The sequence below is a fragment of the Nonomuraea sp. NPDC059023 genome (assembly GCF_042740095.1).
Classification (GTDB): domain Bacteria; phylum Actinomycetota; class Actinomycetes; order Streptosporangiales; family Streptosporangiaceae; genus Nonomuraea.
On sequence record NZ_JBHYIO010000066.1, the window covers coordinates 22535 to 38821 of the forward strand.

A 16287-nucleotide genomic window follows, 5' to 3' on the forward strand; every position below is an offset into this window, starting at 1 on the left:
ACTCCTTACGTCAGAGGGACTTCCATCGTGCGCGAAATGATGTTCCCGGTGAAGTGCTGGATGCCCGGAAACGAGGGTTAAGGTCAGTCGCACGGCATCCCGATCTACGGAGAGTGTGTGATCCCGCTCGTCCCCACCCCCCACCGGCTGAGCTCGGGCGGCGCCCGCCTGCGCCTCGGCCCGCACACCACGATCAGCCCCGGCGCCGGGCCGCTGCTCGTCGAACTGCGCGCCGCGACCGGGCTGCCCCTCCCCGAGCGCGAACGCGGCGCCGACCTCGAACTCACCGCCGACCCCGCGCTCGCGCCGCAGTCCTACGTCCTGGAGATCGCCGACCGGGTCCGGGTGCGTTCCGCCGACCCCGCCGGCGCCTTCTACGGCCTGCAGACCGTGCTGAAGCTGCTGTCCGGCCGGGACCTGCCCCAGGTCACGATCGCCGACGGCCCGGCGGTCGCCGTCCGCGGCGTCATGCTCGACCTCGGCCGCCGCCACTGGGACCTCGCCTACCTGCGCCGGTTCGTGCGCCGGATCGCCTGGCTCGGCTACAACCGCCTCCAGCTCCACCTCACCGAGTGGAACGGCTTCCGCGTCCGCCTGCCCGGCTATGAGGATCTGGCCACCGAGCCCGCGTACAGCCTCGACGAGCTGGACGAGCTGATCGGCTACGCCCGTTCGCTGCGGATCGAGGTGGTGCCGGAGATCGACCTGCCCGCCCACGCCTCCCACCTCATCGCCCGCCGTCCCGAGCTGCGTCCGGCCGACGACAGCCTCAACGACGGCGCCCACTGGACCGGGTACGCCACCGACGCCTGGACGATGGACATCACCCGGCCCGCCAACCGCGAGTGGATCAAGGGCTTGCTGGCCGCGTTCTGCGCCGCCTTCGACACCCCGGCCATCCACATCGGCGCCGACGAATGGCCGGTCGAGCCCGCCCTGTCGGCCGCTCCCGCCCTGGTGGCCTACGCCCGCTCGATCCACCCGGACCACGGCCCCAGCGACGCGCTCATCGCCTTCGTCAACGAGCTCGCCCAGGTCGTCCGGGATCATGGAAAACGGCCGGAGATGTGGAACTGGTGGGAGTACGCCTCCGGCGGCACCCACCGGATCAGCCCCGCCCGCGACATCCGCCTCACCGCCTGGCCGGACACCGAGGCCGAGGTACGCGCCTTCTCCGACGACGGCTACGACGTGATCGCCGCCCCGGCCGTCAGCCACTACGTCACCCCGCGCACCGCCCCGGGCAACCGCACCGGCATCAACTACGTCACCGCCGACCCGCGCCACCTCTACCACGACTGGACACCGTCGCAGGTCACCGGTTACCAGCTGTGCGTGTGGGCCGACTGGGCCGAGGAACAGACCGACGCCTACTTCGACTGGTACGCCACCCGGCCGCTGGACGTCCTGGCCGACCGGTTGTGGGGCGGGCCGCTGCTGGGCGACGTGGATGACTACCTGGCTGTGGTGGACGCGCTGCCGTACCCGGGAAGCGCGCGGCTACGGCCGGTCGGCGAGCTGCGGCCGGTCAGTGGGGTGCCGCCGGTGGGTGAGGTGTGGCCTGTTGTTGCGGCGACCGTGCCTGCCCGCATCCGGCGTGTGCGGTTCCGGCCCGCGGTGCCCTCCGGTGCGCGGGCCGTGGGCGGGAAGTGGCCGGAGCCGGTGTGGCAGGCGCTGGACGCGGTGCGCGGGACCAGGTTCCAGGGGGCGCCCGCGGCCGATGGGCCCTGGGAGGATCTCGCGGTGGTCGAGTGGCTGCCCACCACCACCTGGAACGTGCTGGACGTCGAGGCCGGTGGGGCTTACGCGTGCCTTCGGGCGGTCGGCGCGCCCGACGGGCTGGAGATCGAGTGGTGGAGCGGGTAGCGGCGGTGGGGTTTCGCGGCCGGTTCTGTGCGGCTCGTTCTGTGCGGCACGTTCTGGGTGGCCGGTTCTGTGTGGTCGGCGGGGCGGCAGCCTCGGTGCCGTGAGGCTTGGGGGAGAGGCTGCCGCGCGGCCGTCAGGGCCTGAGCACGCTGCTTAGGCGCTCACTTGGCCAGCGGCTGCCCCTGCTTGTCCTTGAACGCGCCGACCAGGATCATGATGAAGTCGATCAGCACCCAGATGCCGAAGCCGCCGAGGGTGATGAGCTGGAGGATGCCGGTGCCGATCTTGCCGACGTAGAAGCGGTGGACGCCTAAGACGCCGAGGAAGAAGCAGAGCAGCACGGCGACGAGCCATGACTTGGTCATGATGGATCCTTCTGATGTGGGGGATGTTTCGTGCACGGGGCGCGATGGCATGGGCAGCCCGGTGCGGCGGAATCGACGAGACGATCTCCGCAGGGCCGAAACCCTAGCAAGCCGGGTGTGGGGCCGCCAGCAGTAGCGCCAGATATGTAAGACAACACGTCCAATATCCCCCACTGCACGATTTCCCCCCGCCACCACCGCCTCGCTGCGCGCCGTCCGGCCGGTGGCTGCGGCATGTGTATTGCGCGGTGAGGCTCACCCGTGGTCTCGCCGCGTGTCCCGGGCAGCGGCCCCCGGTTGGCGCCCGGCCTGTGGGCGCTACATGCCTCGGGTGATAGTGGTGAGCCCTGGCGTGCGGGGGTCGGTCGGGTGAGGTGTGGGCCTGCGGATACCCGACATGTGGCCTGGGTTGTGGGCCGACTGAGTGGGAGTGTGAGGGAGGTGGTTAGCGGGGGTAGAGGCGGAAGGTTACGGCGGGGCGGTCGCCGTACTGGGGGGCGCTTTCCTTGGGGAAGCGCTCGACGATGGAGCGAGCGTAGGACTCCACGTCCTCGTCTGTCAGGGCTTCGATGTAGGCGCGGTGCTCCATGAGGGAGGCGACTCCGCGCTCCAGGCCCGTGGTGACGTCGACCGCGTGGGTGGGGTCGGGGGTGCCGTTGATGGCCACCCAGCGGACGCCGTCCCAGCGCTCGCCGGCGTCCGGGAAGATCCATCGGTTTCCGGCGTCACCGGCGGCGTCCAGGACGGCACGGCCGACGGCTCGGTGGTCGGGGGTGTTCCAGATCGTGCCGCCCCAGGTGTCGTCGGGGTTGAGCGTGATCACCAGTTCCGGACGGTGCCGGCGGATCGCCGCCGCGATGTCCCGGCGTAGGGGGAGCCCGTACTCGATCACTCCGTCCTGGTAGCCCAGGAACTCCACGCTCGACACCCCGACCACGGCCGCGCTGGCCCGTTCCTCCTGCTCACGCAGCGGGCCCGACTTGGCCGGTTCGATCGAGTCGATCCCGGCCTCGCCGCTGGACACGATCACGTACGCGACCTCGCGGCCCTGGTCGGTCCAGGTGGCCACGGCGGACGCGCACCCGTACTCGAGGTCGTCGGGGTGCGCGACGATCGCGAGCGCACGGGTCCAGTCCTCGGGCATGGGCTCAAGCTGATCAACCATGCCCACACCTTAGACGCCCACCCCCCACTCCCGCGCACCCCTGCCTATCAACGGTCTCCCGTCCTCGGTCCGGCGCTCTGAGTGACGACTGGCCACGGCCGGGGGTGACGTGCCGCGTTACGGCGGCGCGGCGACATCACCGGAGGAGCGTGGTTCGGCAGAGCCCTGCCATGGTCGGCGGGAGGCGCCAAGGCGGCTTGCCGTAACGGATGGGAGGGACAGAGGGACTTACGGTGGTCGGCGGTAACGGATGGGACGGAGAGGGCCGCGACGGGTGGGACTTGTGGGTGCGGGCGTCAAGGAGAGAAAAGCCGGAAAATCAGGAGATGGGAGAGATGTCCGGTTCGGGGGTGGGGCGGGGCTCGCCGGGGAGGCGGACGTCGTCGACGGTGACGTTGACTTCGGTGACGCGCATGCCGAGCATGCGGCCGACCGTGCGGGCCACGTTGGTCTTGACCTCGGCGGCGACCTCCATGACCACGTGGCCGTACTCCACGACGATCACGAGGTTGACCGCCACCTGCCGGTCCTGGATCTCGGCGCTGACGCCCTGGTTGCCGCGGCGGGAGCCGATGCCGATCCGGTCGCGTACGGACTCGAAGGCCCTGGCCAGGTCGCCGCCCATGTCGGCCACTCCGGCGACTTCCAGGGCGGCCAGGGCGGCGACCTTTTCCACGACCTCGTCGGCTACCTTGATCCGGCCCTTCACGACGGCGGGCGTGGGCGAGGGCTCCGTCTGTTCCGTCTGTTCCGCTAATACTTCGCTCATGGGGGGATTGTGACGGATATGTGCCCCAGTTGTCCGGTAAGCCGGGGGCCTATGCTGCTACCTATGCACGATCAGGCAGGGGCCGGGGAGCCCGACAACTTCCAGCGGCTGTGGACCCCTCATCGCATGGCCTACATCAAGGGCGAGAACAAGCCGTCCGGCTCCGGTCCCGGCGACGGCTGCCCGTTCTGCGAGATCCCCAAGATGAGCGACGAGGACGGCCTGATCGTGGCGCGCGGCACCGTCGTGTACGCGGTGCTGAACCTCTACCCCTACAACTCCGGCCACCTGATGGTGGTGCCGTTCCGGCACGTGTCCGACTACGACGAGCTCGACCTGGCCGAGATGGCGGAGCTCGGTGACTTCACCCAGCGTTCGCTGCGCGCGCTGCGCAAGGCCAGCGGAGCCCAGGGCTTCAACGTCGGCATGAATCTCGGCCACGTCGCGGGGGCCGGTATCGCCGCCCATCTGCACCAGCACGTGGTGCCCCGGTGGGGCGGCGACACGAACTTCATGCCCGTCGTCGCGCAGACCAAGGTCCTGCCGCAGATGCTGCGCGACACCCGCGACCTGCTCGCCGGCGCCTGGGACGCCTGAAAACCGGCCTCAGGTGCCGCTGGTGGCCAGGTGCTCGTCGGGGTCCTTCACGGGTTCGCGGACCCCCGGCAGTACGGCGATGCCCACCGACAGCAGCAACGGGATCGCCATGGCCAGCGCCATCGACAGGATCGCCGCCCCCGAGTCGTTGACCAGCATGCCCACCACGCCGCTCACCAGCGTTCCGATCAGCCCGGCCTTCAGCGCGGGCGAGTAGGCGAAGGCGGCGGGCACCACACCCGCCGACGCCTTCTCGGGGCGCAGGATCGCGTAGATCAGGAATCCCAGCGCGGCCAGCACGATCGGCACCAGATTGGGGTTGATGAGCGTGCTGATCATCGCCTCGAACTTGCGCCAGACCACCTCGACGGCCTCGCCGTTCAGGACCTGGCCGACGAAACGCCCGAGGTGTGACTGCTCGCTGGGCGGCCTCAGGTAGTTGGCGACCGCGAAGGCCGTGACCGCCAGCCCGCCCGCCACGCAGAACAGCGCCAGCTTCAGCACCGAGATCCGCTTGCCCAGGATGAGCAGGGCGGTCACCGCGATGCCCGGCACGAACGCGATGACGCCGCCGAAGTCGCTGCCGAGCCCCGAACCGCCCAGCACCATGGCGAACGCGCCCAGCACCGCCACGACGGCGGCCCCGATCTTGCCGGGGAAGCGGTGGGCGATCACGGTCGTGGTCAGCAGCGTGCCGGTGGCCAGCAGCGCGAACGGGATGTTGCCGAGGCCGTAGTAGCGGGCGCCCTGCTCGGCGCTGAAGCCCATGAAGCTGTTGAGCTGCAGCGTCGTGCCGGTCAGCAGGTCACCGGCGAGCGTCAGCGTGGTGACGCCGGCGACCACGGCCAGCGGGCCCAGCGGGTGGCGCCGCCACGGGCCGGCCAGCGCCAGCACGGTCAGCGCGGCCCAGAAGGCGGCCATCCCGCCGAACAGCTCCACGTGCGACGACCACGGCAGCAGGTTCACCAGGAACGAGGTGACCGGGAGCGCGGCCAGGGCGACCGCGGCCAGCCGTACCCAGGAAAGGCCCTTGCGGCGGCGCAGCAGCAGGAAGGCGAGCACGTAGAACAGGACCTGGAGCACGGCCAGGACCGTGAAGTAGGGGCCCTTGACCGAGCGCATGGTCTGGGCGCTCTCGTCGGCGTCGGCCATGTGCCGCGGGGTCGCGCCCGTGGCTCCCGTCTCCCACAGCTGCCCGATGATCGTCGCCGGTACGGCCACGCCCAGCTTGGTCAGCACGGTGGTGGTCAGGTCGGGCAGGATCGAGATGTCGTCGCGCCGGGTGGAGGCGGCGCCCAGCTCGCGGCCCGCCGCGTCCGGCTCGCTCAGCATCGCCGCCCGCAGGTGCGGGACGCTGCCGTGGTCGGAGACGCCCGCCAGCATCACCGTGGTGCCGGGCGGGAGGATCGACAGGAGCGCCTCGGCCTTGGCGTCGGCCAGGTGCAGGGCGTTGCGGCGGTCCTCGGCGCTGAGCAGGTCGGGCACCCGCGCGATGCGGCCGCCGGGCAGGTAGGGGCGGATCAGGTCGTCGACGTCCATGGCGACGAGCTGGGCGCTCTGCAGGTCGGCCGTCTTCACCTGCAGCGGCGAGGAGCGGTAGACGGGCACCACGCCGGTGGTGTCGGCCAGCGCCAGCGCGGCTCCGGGACCGATCGCGATCGTGGAGGTGCCCGCCTTCTTCAGCGTCTCGCCCAGCGCGCCGGCGTTCTTCTGCTTGCCCACGTCGATGAGGGCGCGGAAGCCGGGGACGACCGCGCCGGCGCCGCGCTGCTCCGGCACCGGCGGGGCGCCGCAACTGCCGCCGGAGGCGGAGCGGATGCCCGCCGAGACGGTCAGCCAGCCGTCGTAGGGACAGGTGACGCTGCCCACGGTCCGGACGGACATCGACCCGATCGCGCTGTTCTGGGAGAGCTTGAAAAGGTTGGGGGTGTCCTGCTGGGTGATGTCGTTCCAGTGCAGACCGGGGATCCCGATCAGCGCCACCCGCGCGGCGGGAGGTGGGGCCGCCAGTCCCGCGGGGGCGAGCGCCCCCGCCAGCAGCAGCTGACCCATCAGCATGGTCACGATGACCAGCGCCCGCCTCACCGTATGTCCTCCCGCGGTAGAGCCCGTGTGTGGCACGACATAGTCTCACGCATCGCCGGACCACGCGGGCTCACCGCAGGAGCCGGGCGAGGTCAGACCGGGGCGACCGTGACCTTCACCGGCTTCGACTCGTTGTGGAGGCGGTCCAGCGAGGTGATCAGGTACGTGCCCGGCCGCGCCGCCGCGAAGGACGGGGCGGTGACGACCGCGGCCAGGCTGCGGGCGTCGGCGACCTGGCAGGCCTCGCCCTTGTCGGGGACCCGGTAGACCGCGTACGCGCGGGCGCCGGGCGAGGCGGTCCAGGTCAGGGTGCCGCCGCTCGCCTTGGCTCCGGCGGGCTTGGCCGGGGCCTGCCCGCCGCGCTCCTTGATGAGGGGCAGCAGGGCGGGGCGCGCGTAGTGGTCGGCGGCGACCTTGTCGATGGCCTTCAGCGGGTTGGTCAGGAACTGCTTGGCGCTGAAGTAGACGTCGCCGTCGATCTGGGGATGCCTGCGGTTGAGCGTGAGGTGGGCCGACAGCTCGCCGGGCCTGGTCCAGGCCTTGTCGTCCTTGGCGCCGACGCGGTAGAGGGCCTGGCCGATGTAGAGGTCGACGCCGGTGCCCTTGACCTCCTTGGCCCACCAGGGGGCCAGCGCCTTGTAGTCGGCGACCTTGAGCCCGCGCGGCCAGTACAGCTGCGGCATCACGTAGTCGACGGTGCCGTTCTTGATCCAGTGTCGCGCGTCCGCATAAATCGAGTCATAGGCCGACATGCCGGAGGTGGCGGAGCCGGTCGGGTCCTGTGCCTTGTTGCGCCAGATGCCGAACGGGCTGATGCCGAACTTCACCGACGACCGGGTCTCGTGCACCGCCTTGTCGACCTGGGCGATGAGCTTGTTGACGTTGTCACGCCGCCAGTCGGCGAGGTTCTTGCCCGAACGATACTTCGCGAAGGCGGCCTTGTCGTTGAACGTGCCGCCCTCGCCCGGATACGGGTAGAAGTAGTCGTCGAAGTGGACCCCGTCCACGTCGTAGCGCTTGACCACGTCGGTGATGACCTTGGTGACGTGCTCGCGCACCTGGGGCAGGCCCGGGTTGTAGTAGAGGCGGTCGCCGTACTTGACGATCCAGTCGGGGTGCACGCGCGCCGGGTGGCCGGCCGGCAGCTTGGCGGCGTTGGCGTCGTAGGAGGCGCGGTAGGGGTTGAACCAGGCGTGGAACTCCATGCCCCGCTTGCGCGCCTCGTCGATGAGGAACGGCAGCGGGTCCCAGCCGGGGTCCTTGCCCGCGGTGCCGGTCAGGTACTGCGACCAGGGCTCGAGCGAGGACTTGTACAGCGCGTCGGAGGCCGGGCGGACCTGGACGAAGACCGCGTTGAGCCGCCGCTTGGCCGCGGCGTCGAGGATCTTCACGTACTCGGCCTTCTGCCGGTCCGGGCTCAGCCCGGTGCGCGAGGGCCAGTCGATGTTGCGCACGGTGGCGATCCAGACGCCCCGCAACTGCCGCTTGGGATAGCGCGCGTCGGGCGTGCAGGCGGCGGGTGCGGCGGCCGTGGTGGCCTTCTTCGCCGCGCCACTGGCGGTCTTCTCCGCGGTCCCCGGCCCAAGGGCGTAGGCGGCGCCGGCGGTGACGACGGCGATCGTGACGGCGGCAAACAGAGGTCGTCCGGTTCGCATGGTTCCTCAGTCTGGCATCGCCACTGACGTGCTTTGGCCCAAAAAACGAAATGGATTCGTGATGATTGTGTGACTGTTGGTACGGCCGTGCCGCGTGTGACGGGGGCCGGCCGTACCAACAGACACACCGAGCCTCACTCGGCGGCGGCCAGTTTGCCCGCCAGGTGCGACGGCAGCGGCTCGTAGCGCAGGAAGGTGCGCGTGAACATGCCGGTGCCGTGCGACATCGACCGCAGGTCGATGGCGTAGCGGACGAGCTCCAGTTCGGGGACCTCCGCCTTGACGAGGGTGCGGCCGGTGCCCACGGGTTCGGTGCCGAGTACTCTGCCGCGCCGCGACGACAGATCGGACATGACGGAGCCGACGTAGTCGTCGGCCACCAGGACCGCGAGCTCGTCGACGGGTTCGAGCAGGAGGGTCGGCACCTTCGTCGCGGCCTCCTTGAGCGCCAGCTGCCCGGCGATCTGGAAGGCCATGTCGGAGGAGTCGACCGAGTGCGCCTTGCCGTCGTAGAGGGTGACGCGGACGTCGACCATCGGGTACCCGGCCACGACGCCCCGCTCCATCTGGGCCCGCACGCCCTTTTCGACGGAGGGGATGAACTGGCGGGGCACCACGCCGCCCACGATCTTGTCCACGAACTCGAAACCCCCGCCGGAGGGCAGGGGCTCGACCTGCAGATGGCAGATCGCGTACTGGCCGTGGCCGCCGGTCTGCTTGACGTTGCGGCCCATGGCCTTGCACTGTCCGCCGAAGGTCTCGCGCAGCGGCACGCGTAGTTCTATCCGTTCGACCTCGACGCCGTGCCGTTTGGCCAGGCGGTCGAGCAGCACGTCGGTGTGGGCCTCTCCCATGCACCACAGGACGAGCTGGCGGGTCTCTGCGTTGTTCTCCAGTCTCAGCGTCGGGTCCTCGGCGACCAGGCGGCCCAGGGCCTGTGAGAGCTTGTCCTCGTCGGCCTTGGACTTGGCCTGGATGGCGACGGGCAGGAGCGGGTCGGGCATCGTCCAGGACGTCATGAGCAGCGGGTTGTCGACCTCGGAGAGCGTGTCCCCGGTCTCGGCGCGCGACAGCTTGGCGACCGCGACGATGTCGCCGGCCACGCCCTTGGCCACGCCGCGCTGCTGCTTGCCCAGCGGCGAGGTGAGCGTGCCGATGCGCTCGTCGACGTCGTGATCCTCGTGCCCGCGGTCGGCCAGGCCGTGGCCGGAGACGTGGACGGTCATGTCCGGGCGCAGGGTGCCGGAGAAGACGCGGACGAGGCTGATGCGGCCCACGTAGGGGTCGGAGGTGGTTTTGACCACTTCGGCCACGAGCGGGCCGTCGGCGTCGCAGGTGATGCCGTTGACCTGTTTGCCGTCGAGGGTGGTGATCTCGGGCATCGGGTGCTCGGCCGGGGCGGGGAAGCCCTGGGTGATGATCTCCAGGAGCTCGATCGCGCCGATGCCGGTCCCCGAGCACAGGACCGGGTAGAAGCTGCCGCGGGCGACCGCCTTCTCCAGGTCCTCGATGAGGACCTTGGTGTCGATCGGCTCGCCTTCGAGGTAGCGCTCCATGAGCGACTCGTCTTCGCTCTCCTGGATGATGCCCTCGATGAGCGAGTCCCGGTGCTCGGCGATCTGCGCCTCGTACTCCGGGCCCGGTTCCTTCTCCGAGCGGTTGCCGGTGGCGTAGTTGAAGAATTTCTGCGACAGCAGCCCGATGAGTCCGTTGACGTGCCCGTTGGTGATGACGGGCAGGTAGAGGGGGGCCACGCCGTCGCCGAAGACGTCCTGGCAGGTGGCCAGGACCTCGTCGAAGTCGGCCCGTTGATGGTCGATCTTGGTGATGACCACCGCTCTCGGCATCCCGACCTGGGCGCACTCCTCCCAGAGCATCTGCGTCAGGCCGTCGACGCCCTCGGAGGCCGAGACCACGAACAGGGCGGCGTCCGCGGCGCGCAGCCCGGCGCGCAGGTCCCCGACGAAGTCGGCGTATCCGGGGGTGTCCAGAAGGTTGATCTTGATGTCGTTGTAGACCAGGGGCGCCAGTGCGAGGTTCACCGAACGTTGCTGGCGTACCTCGACCTCGTCGAAGTCGGTGACCGTGTTGCCGTCCTCGACCCGGCCGGTGCGCTGGATGGTGCCCGTCGCCGCCAGCAAGTGCTCGACCAGGGTCGTCTTGCCCGCTCCTGAATGGCCGACCAGCACGACATTGCGTATGGCGTCCGCACTGTCGGCCGTGGGTGCCCTGCCCGCGGCTCCCGCATGGCCGCCGGGATTCTTTTCTGCCACATTGCCTCCCGCGTCGTTGGGTGGGGGTTCCAACGCCGCGCCCGCGCGGAAGGGTTCAGAAACCGCATGGACGCGGTGTGTTCACCAAATACCCCTGTGGCGAATATCACAAGGGGGGTGAGGCAAAGAAAGTCCAGCGGGCTCTTATGGCCTACGATCGGAGCGCGATGCTGAAACTCCTGCGCCCGGCCATGACCCGGATCCTCACCCCGCTGGGCAGGGCCCTCGTCCGCCGCGGGATCGGCCCTGACGCCGTCACCGCGATCGGCACGCTCGGCACCGTGGTGTCGGCCCTGTTCTTCTTCCCGATGGGCATGCTCACCGCGGGCGCCCTGGTGATCACCGTGTTCGTGCTGTTCGACCTGCTCGACGGCGTGGTGGCGCGCCTGGGCGGCAGCGGCGGCACGAAGTGGGGGGCCTTCCTCGACTCCACGCTCGACCGGGTGGCCGACGCGGCCATTTTTGGTGGTTTGACCCTCTATTTCGCGATTGAGGGCAATATCACCATGGTGGCGGTCACGTTGTTCAACGTGGTCGCCGGCGTGCTGGTGTCCTATGCCAAGGCGCGGGCCGAGGGGCTCGGCATCGAGTGCGACGTCGGCCTCGCTGAGCGGCCGGAGCGGCTGGTCGTCGGGCTGGTGGCGGCCTGCTTCTGGTTCGTTCCCTACGTGCTGGCGATCGGCATGTGGGTGCTGGCCGTGGCCAGCGCGATCACCGTGGTGCAGCGGGTCGTGCACGTCTACCGACAGTCGGGGGTGTCATGAGCGAGAAGACGTCCGTCGCCGACCGGGCGGTGGCCGCCGGGTTCGCCGCGGGGTGGACGCTGGTGCCGTACCTGCCGAAGAAGCCGACGGCGGCGGCCTTCCGCTTCATGGCCGACCGGGTGTGGCGCAAGCGGGGCAAGTCGGTGCGCCGCCTGGAGTCGAACCTGAGCCGGGTCACCGGCCTGCCGGTCGGCGGCGCGGAGCTGGGCGAGCTCACCCGTCAGGGCATGCGCTCCTACTTCCGCTACTTCCACGAGATCTTCCGGTTGCCGTCCATGGACCGTGCCGAGGTGGTCAGGCGTACCCACGTGACCGGCGCCGAGCACGTCCACGACAACGTGGCCGCCGGCCGCGGCGTGGTGCTCGCGCTGCCGCACATGGGCAACTGGGACCAGGCGGGCGCGTGGCTGGTCGGGGTCGGGCATCCGTTCACGACCGTGGCCGAGCGCCTCAAGCCCGAGTCGCTGTTCCGCCGTTATGTAGCCTTCCGCGAGGGTCTCGGCATGGAGGTGCTGCCGCTCACGGGCGGTGACGGCCACAACTTCGGAACCCTGGCGACGCGGGTACGGCGGGGCGGGGTCGTCTGCCTGCCCGCCGAGCGCGACCTGACCAAGAGCGGCGTCGAGGTGCGCTTCTTCGGAGCCACCACGAAGGTGCCCGCCGGGCCGCCGCTGCTGGCCGTGCAGACCGGATGCGCCCTGCTGCCCGCCATCGTCTACTTCCACGGCGACGACTGGGGGATCGACATCCACCCCGAGGTGCCGGTGCCCGGCGAGGGCACCCGCCAGGAGAAGGTGGCCTCGGTCGCGCAGGGGCTGGCGGACGTGTTCGAGAAGGGGATCGCGCAGCACCCGGAGGACTGGCACATGCTGCAGCGACTGTGGCTGGAGGACCTGACGCGATGAGAATCGGCATCGTCTGCCCCTATTCGTGGGACATGCCGGGTGGCGTCAAGCAGCACATCGACGACCTGGCGCAGGCGCTGATCGCGCAGGACCACGAGGTGTCGGTGATCGCGCCGGCCGCCGACGACGACGAGCTGCCGCCGTACGTGACCGGGGCGGGCCGGGCGATCCCGGTGCCGTACAACGGGTCGGTGGCGCGGATGTCGTTCGGGTTCATCTCGGCGGCGCGGGTGCGCAGGTGGGTGCGCGACGGCGGGTTCGACGTGCTGCACATCCACGAGCCGCTGATCCCGAGCCTCGGGGTGCTGGCCTGCTGGGCGGCCAAGGGGCCGATCGTGGCCACGTTCCACGCCTCCTTCACCCGCTCGCGGGCGATCGCGGTGGCCGAGCCGCTGCTGCGCAGCGCGCTGGAGAAGCTCCACGGGCGCATCGCGGTCTCCGACGCGGCACGCAAGAGCCTGGTGGAGCAGTTCGGCGGCGACACGGTGCTGATTCCCAACGGGGTGACGGTCGCGCGCTACACGGAGGCGGAGCCGCTGGAGGGCTGGGGTCCCGACGGCTCGACGATCGGCTTCCTCGGGCGGGTGGACGAGGAGCGCAAGGGCCTGCCGATCCTGATGGAGGCGCTGAAGTCGATCCCGGACGCCAAGCTGCTCATCGCCGGGCCCGGCGAGGTGAAGGTGCCCAAGGAGCTGCGTGACCGGGTGACGGTGCTGGGCATGGTGAGCGAGGCGGACAAGATCCGCGCGTACCACTCGGTGGACGTCTTCTGCGCGCCGAACACGCGCGGGGAGAGCTTCGGCATCGTGCTGGCCGAGGCGATGGCCTCGGGGGCGACCGTGCTGGCCAGCGACATCCCGGCCTTCCGCCGGGTACTGGGCGAGGGGCAGGCGGGCGCGCTGTTCAGGAACGGCGACCCCGCCTCGCTGGCCGAGGAGGCGCGGGCGCTGCTGGCGGCGCCGGAACGGCGGGCCAAGCTGGCCGCCGAGGCGCTGGTGGCGGTGCGCAAGTACGACTGGTCGACGGTGGCACGGGACGTGGTGCGGGTGTACGAGACGGTGACGGCGGGCGGCGCCGGCCGGGTGGAGGAGGACGCGTCGTGACCTCCACGGTGATCATCCTGATCGTGGGCATCGTCGTGGTGCTCACGGCCGTCTACATCTCCTGGCGGGCCGGTCGGCTGGACCGCCTGCACATCCGGCTGGAGCTGGCGGGGCAGGCGCTGGACGCGGCGCTGCTGCAGCGCCGCTCGACGGTGCTGCTGATGGCCGGTTCACGCATCCTCGACCCGGCCACCTCGCTCATGCTGGCCACCGCGGCCCAGGAGGCCAGGATCGCCGGTCCCGAGGAGCGGGAGCGGGCCGAGAGCGACCTGTCGCGCACGATCCGCGCGGTGGTGGACCAGGACCGTTTCCGGGAGAAGCTGGCCGAGGCGCCGGGCGGCGCGGACCTGCTGGAGGAGCTCGACGCGGTGGTGACCAAGGTGGTCTACTCGCGCCGCTTCCACAACAACGCGGTCGGTGTCACGCGTACGGCCCAGCAGCGCTGGCTGGCCAAGACCCTGCGCCTCGCGGGTCACACCGATTTTCCCCGATTTTTCGAGATTGATGATGATCCGCCGAAGAGTATGGCAACTGAATGACCGAATTTGTTCATCGCCGGTAAGCTTCGTCCGTTCTAGGAGCTAAAGGCGGAGGAGTGGACAGGTGCGGCTACCGCGGATGATCACCGTGACGCTGGCGGGAACGGCGGTCTTGCTGCCGGTCGCGGCGTGCTCGTCGGAAAAGCCCGCCCCTCCCGCGGCGCCCCAGGCCGCCACGACCGCCCCCAGTGACACACCGGACGCCGGTCCCGGCCATCCGTTCACCGGGCTGCCGGACGAGGCGCGCAAGCCCGTACTGGCGGTGAAGATCGAGAACACCGCGGCCGGAAAGCCGCAGATGGGCCTGAAGAGCGCGGACATCGTCTACGTCGAGCAGGTCGAGGCGGGGCTGACCCGGCTCATGGCCATCTTCTCCTCGAAGATCCCGGCCAAGGTGGGCCCCGTGCGCAGCGCCCGCATCTCCGACCTGCACATCGCGCCGCAGTTCGGCAAGCCCGCCTTCGCCTACTCCGGCGCGCAGACCAAGATGCTGCCGCTGATCGCCGAGGCGTCGCTGTTCGACGTCGGCGACACCAGGAACGGCGCCGCCTACTTCCGCCAGCCCGGCCGCTTCGCGCCCTACAACCTGTTCGCCAACACCAAGAAGCTGCTGTCGGCCGCGCCCAAGGCGTCCAAGGCCAAGGACATCGGCCTCACCTTCGGCGACGCCCCGGCCGAGGGCGGCGTGGACAAGAAGTCGTGGACGGTGCGCTGGCCGGCGGCGCGCCTCACCTTCAACTGGTCCGACGCCAAGAAGCAGTGGATGATCTGGCAGGACGGCAAGAAGAACATGGCGGCCGAGGGCGGGCAGCTGAGCGCGCCGACCATCGTGATCCAGTACACCAAGACGGTCCGGTCGCAGTTCCACGACAAGAACCAGAGCTACACGCCGCTCGTGCACAGCACCGGCAAGGGGTCGGCGATCGTGCTGCGGGACGGCAAGGCGTACAAGGCCAAGTGGGAGCGGGAATCGGAGGAGTCGGGCACGACGTTCACCACTGCGGAGGGTGAGCCGATGAACTTCGCGCCGGGTCAGGTGTGGATCGCGCTGGCCAGCCGCAAGCCCGTCACTCCCTGACCGCCTGCCGACGTTTGGGCGGGCCGTATAAAAGAGCGGACAAATCCTGACATGGTGGCATGTCGGGGGAGGGGCGCTCCAGGACCTACGATGGGCTTGATAGCTTACCGTTCGCCCAGGCGGGTGCGCCGGGGCGAAAGCCGTCCGAGAGCCCGTATGTGTTCGCGCAGGCGGACCAGCCGAGAGAGCCCGTGAGGAAGACCGTGTCCAGCAGCACGCCAGAAACCACTGCCGTCACCGGAACCGCCCGCGTCAAGCGCGGCATGGCCGAGATGCTCAAGGGCGGCGTCATCATGGACGTCGTCACCCCTGAGCAGGCGAAGATCGCTGAGGACGCCGGCGCCGTCGCCGTGATGGCCCTTGAGCGCGTGCCCGCCGACATCCGCGCCCAGGGCGGCGTCTCCCGGATGAGCGACCCCGACATGATCGAGGGCATCATCAGCGCCGTCTCGATCCCCGTGATGGCCAAGGCCCGCATCGGCCACTTCGTGGAGGCGCAGCTCCTCCAGGCGCTCGGCGTGGACTACGTCGACGAGTCGGAGGTCCTGACCCCGGCCGACTACGCCAACCACATCGACAAGTTCCGCTTCACGGTGCCCTTCGTCTGCGGCGCCACCAATCTCGGCGAGGCCATGCGCCGCATCACCGAGGGCGCGGCCATGATCCGCTCCAAGGGCGAGGCCGGCACCGGCGACGTCTCCAACGCCGTCACCCACATGCGTACCATCCGGGGCGAGCTCAAGCGGCTGACCACGCTGCCCGAGGACGAGCTGTACGTGGCGGCCAAGGAACTGCAGGCCCCGTACGAGCTCGTCGCCGAGGTCGCCAAGACCGGCAAGCTGCCCGTCGTGCTGTTCACCGCGGGCGGCATCGCGACCCCGGCGGACGCGGCCATGATGATGCAGCTCGGCGCCGAGGGCGTCTTCGTGGGCTCGGGCATCTTCAAGTCCGGCGACCCCGCCAAGCGCGCCGCCGCCATCGTCAAGGCCACCACCTTCTTCGACGACCCCGACGTCGTGGCCAAGGTCTCGCGCGGCCTGGGCGAGGCCATGGTCGGCATCAACGTCGACGAGATCCCGCAGCCCCACCGCCTGGCCGAGCGCGGCTGGTAGAGCGTCGAACG

The 16287-nt window shown here is 70.1% G+C and carries 14 protein-coding genes; 8 read left to right on the top strand and 6 right to left on the bottom strand.

Annotation, left to right across the window (positions count from 1 at the left end; all coding sequences use genetic code 11):
* The first annotated feature begins 117 nt into the window (after positions 1 to 117).
* A complete protein-coding gene (locus tag ACFWYW_RS55290; RefSeq protein WP_379622429.1) occupies positions 118 to 1866 on the top strand; it encodes a family 20 glycosylhydrolase in 1749 nt (582 codons plus the stop codon).
* A gap of 161 nt (positions 1867 to 2027) precedes the next feature.
* Here ACFWYW_RS55290 and ACFWYW_RS55295 read toward each other — a convergent pair whose 3' ends face one another.
* From ACFWYW_RS55295 to ACFWYW_RS55305, 3 genes are all read right to left on the bottom strand, one after another.
* Positions 2028 to 2231 carry a TM2 domain-containing protein gene (locus ACFWYW_RS55295; protein WP_379622431.1) on the bottom strand — a complete coding sequence of 68 codons (204 nt, stop codon included), beginning with the start codon at positions 2229 to 2231 and terminating at the stop codon, positions 2028 to 2030.
* 445 nt (positions 2232 to 2676) lie between these two features.
* On the bottom strand, positions 2677 to 3396 hold the full coding sequence (locus tag ACFWYW_RS55300; RefSeq protein WP_379622433.1) for a PIG-L deacetylase family protein: 720 nt from the start codon (positions 3394 to 3396) through the stop codon (positions 2677 to 2679).
* 319 nt (positions 3397 to 3715) lie between these two features.
* Positions 3716 to 4165, bottom strand: a complete 450-nt coding sequence (locus ACFWYW_RS55305) for an Asp23/Gls24 family envelope stress response protein (protein WP_379622435.1) — start codon at positions 4163 to 4165, stop codon at positions 3716 to 3718.
* A 63-nt stretch (positions 4166 to 4228) separates the two neighbouring features.
* On the opposite strand from ACFWYW_RS55305, the gene ACFWYW_RS55310 reads away from it, so the two are divergent.
* Entirely contained in the window at positions 4229 to 4762 is a 534-nt protein-coding gene (locus ACFWYW_RS55310; protein WP_379622437.1) for an HIT family protein, read from the top strand.
* 9 nt (positions 4763 to 4771) lie between these two features.
* Here the strand turns inward: ACFWYW_RS55310 and ACFWYW_RS55315 are convergent, their stop codons facing one another.
* The 3 genes from ACFWYW_RS55315 to ACFWYW_RS55325 all read right to left on the bottom strand — a co-directional run bounded on the left by ACFWYW_RS55315 (position 4772) and on the right by ACFWYW_RS55325 (position 10775).
* Positions 4772 to 6847, bottom strand: coding sequence for a hypothetical protein (locus ACFWYW_RS55315; protein WP_379622439.1), 2076 nt, complete (start codon positions 6845 to 6847; stop codon positions 4772 to 4774).
* 92 nt (positions 6848 to 6939) lie between these two features.
* Positions 6940 to 8502: a glycoside hydrolase family 10 protein gene (locus tag ACFWYW_RS55320; RefSeq protein ID WP_379622441.1), complete on the bottom strand. Its 1563-nt coding sequence runs from the start codon at positions 8500 to 8502 to the stop codon at positions 6940 to 6942.
* Positions 8503 to 8636: 134 nt separating this feature from the next.
* A complete protein-coding gene (locus ACFWYW_RS55325) occupies positions 8637 to 10775 on the bottom strand; it encodes an elongation factor G-like protein EF-G2 (protein ID WP_379622443.1) in 2139 nt (712 codons plus the stop codon).
* 167 nt (positions 10776 to 10942) lie between these two features.
* Between ACFWYW_RS55325 and pgsA the strand changes: the two genes are divergently transcribed.
* The 6 genes from pgsA (at position 10943) to pdxS (ending at position 16276) form a co-directional block, all read left to right on the top strand.
* On the top strand, positions 10943 to 11539 hold the full coding sequence (gene pgsA, locus ACFWYW_RS55330) for a phosphatidylinositol phosphate synthase (RefSeq protein ID WP_379622445.1): 597 nt from the start codon (positions 10943 to 10945) through the stop codon (positions 11537 to 11539).
* Complete coding sequence (locus ACFWYW_RS55335) at positions 11536 to 12444, top strand: phosphatidylinositol mannoside acyltransferase (RefSeq protein WP_379622447.1); 909 nt, start codon at positions 11536 to 11538, stop codon at positions 12442 to 12444. Before pgsA ends, ACFWYW_RS55335 begins: the two co-directional genes overlap by 4 nt.
* Positions 12441 to 13547: a glycosyltransferase family 4 protein gene (locus ACFWYW_RS55340; protein ID WP_379622449.1), complete on the top strand. Its 1107-nt coding sequence runs from the start codon at positions 12441 to 12443 to the stop codon at positions 13545 to 13547. Before ACFWYW_RS55335 ends, ACFWYW_RS55340 begins: the two co-directional genes overlap by 4 nt.
* Positions 13544 to 14086, top strand: a complete 543-nt coding sequence (locus tag ACFWYW_RS55345) for a hypothetical protein (RefSeq protein ID WP_379622451.1) — start codon at positions 13544 to 13546, stop codon at positions 14084 to 14086. Before ACFWYW_RS55340 ends, ACFWYW_RS55345 begins: the two co-directional genes overlap by 4 nt.
* A 64-nt stretch (positions 14087 to 14150) precedes the next feature.
* Positions 14151 to 15164: a DUF3048 domain-containing protein gene (locus ACFWYW_RS55350; RefSeq protein WP_379622453.1), complete on the top strand. Its 1014-nt coding sequence runs from the start codon at positions 14151 to 14153 to the stop codon at positions 15162 to 15164.
* A 203-nt stretch (positions 15165 to 15367) separates the two neighbouring features.
* Positions 15368 to 16276, top strand: coding sequence for a pyridoxal 5'-phosphate synthase lyase subunit PdxS (pdxS, locus tag ACFWYW_RS55355; protein WP_379622503.1), 909 nt, complete (start codon positions 15368 to 15370; stop codon positions 16274 to 16276).
* Positions 16277 to 16287 lie beyond the last annotated feature (11 nt).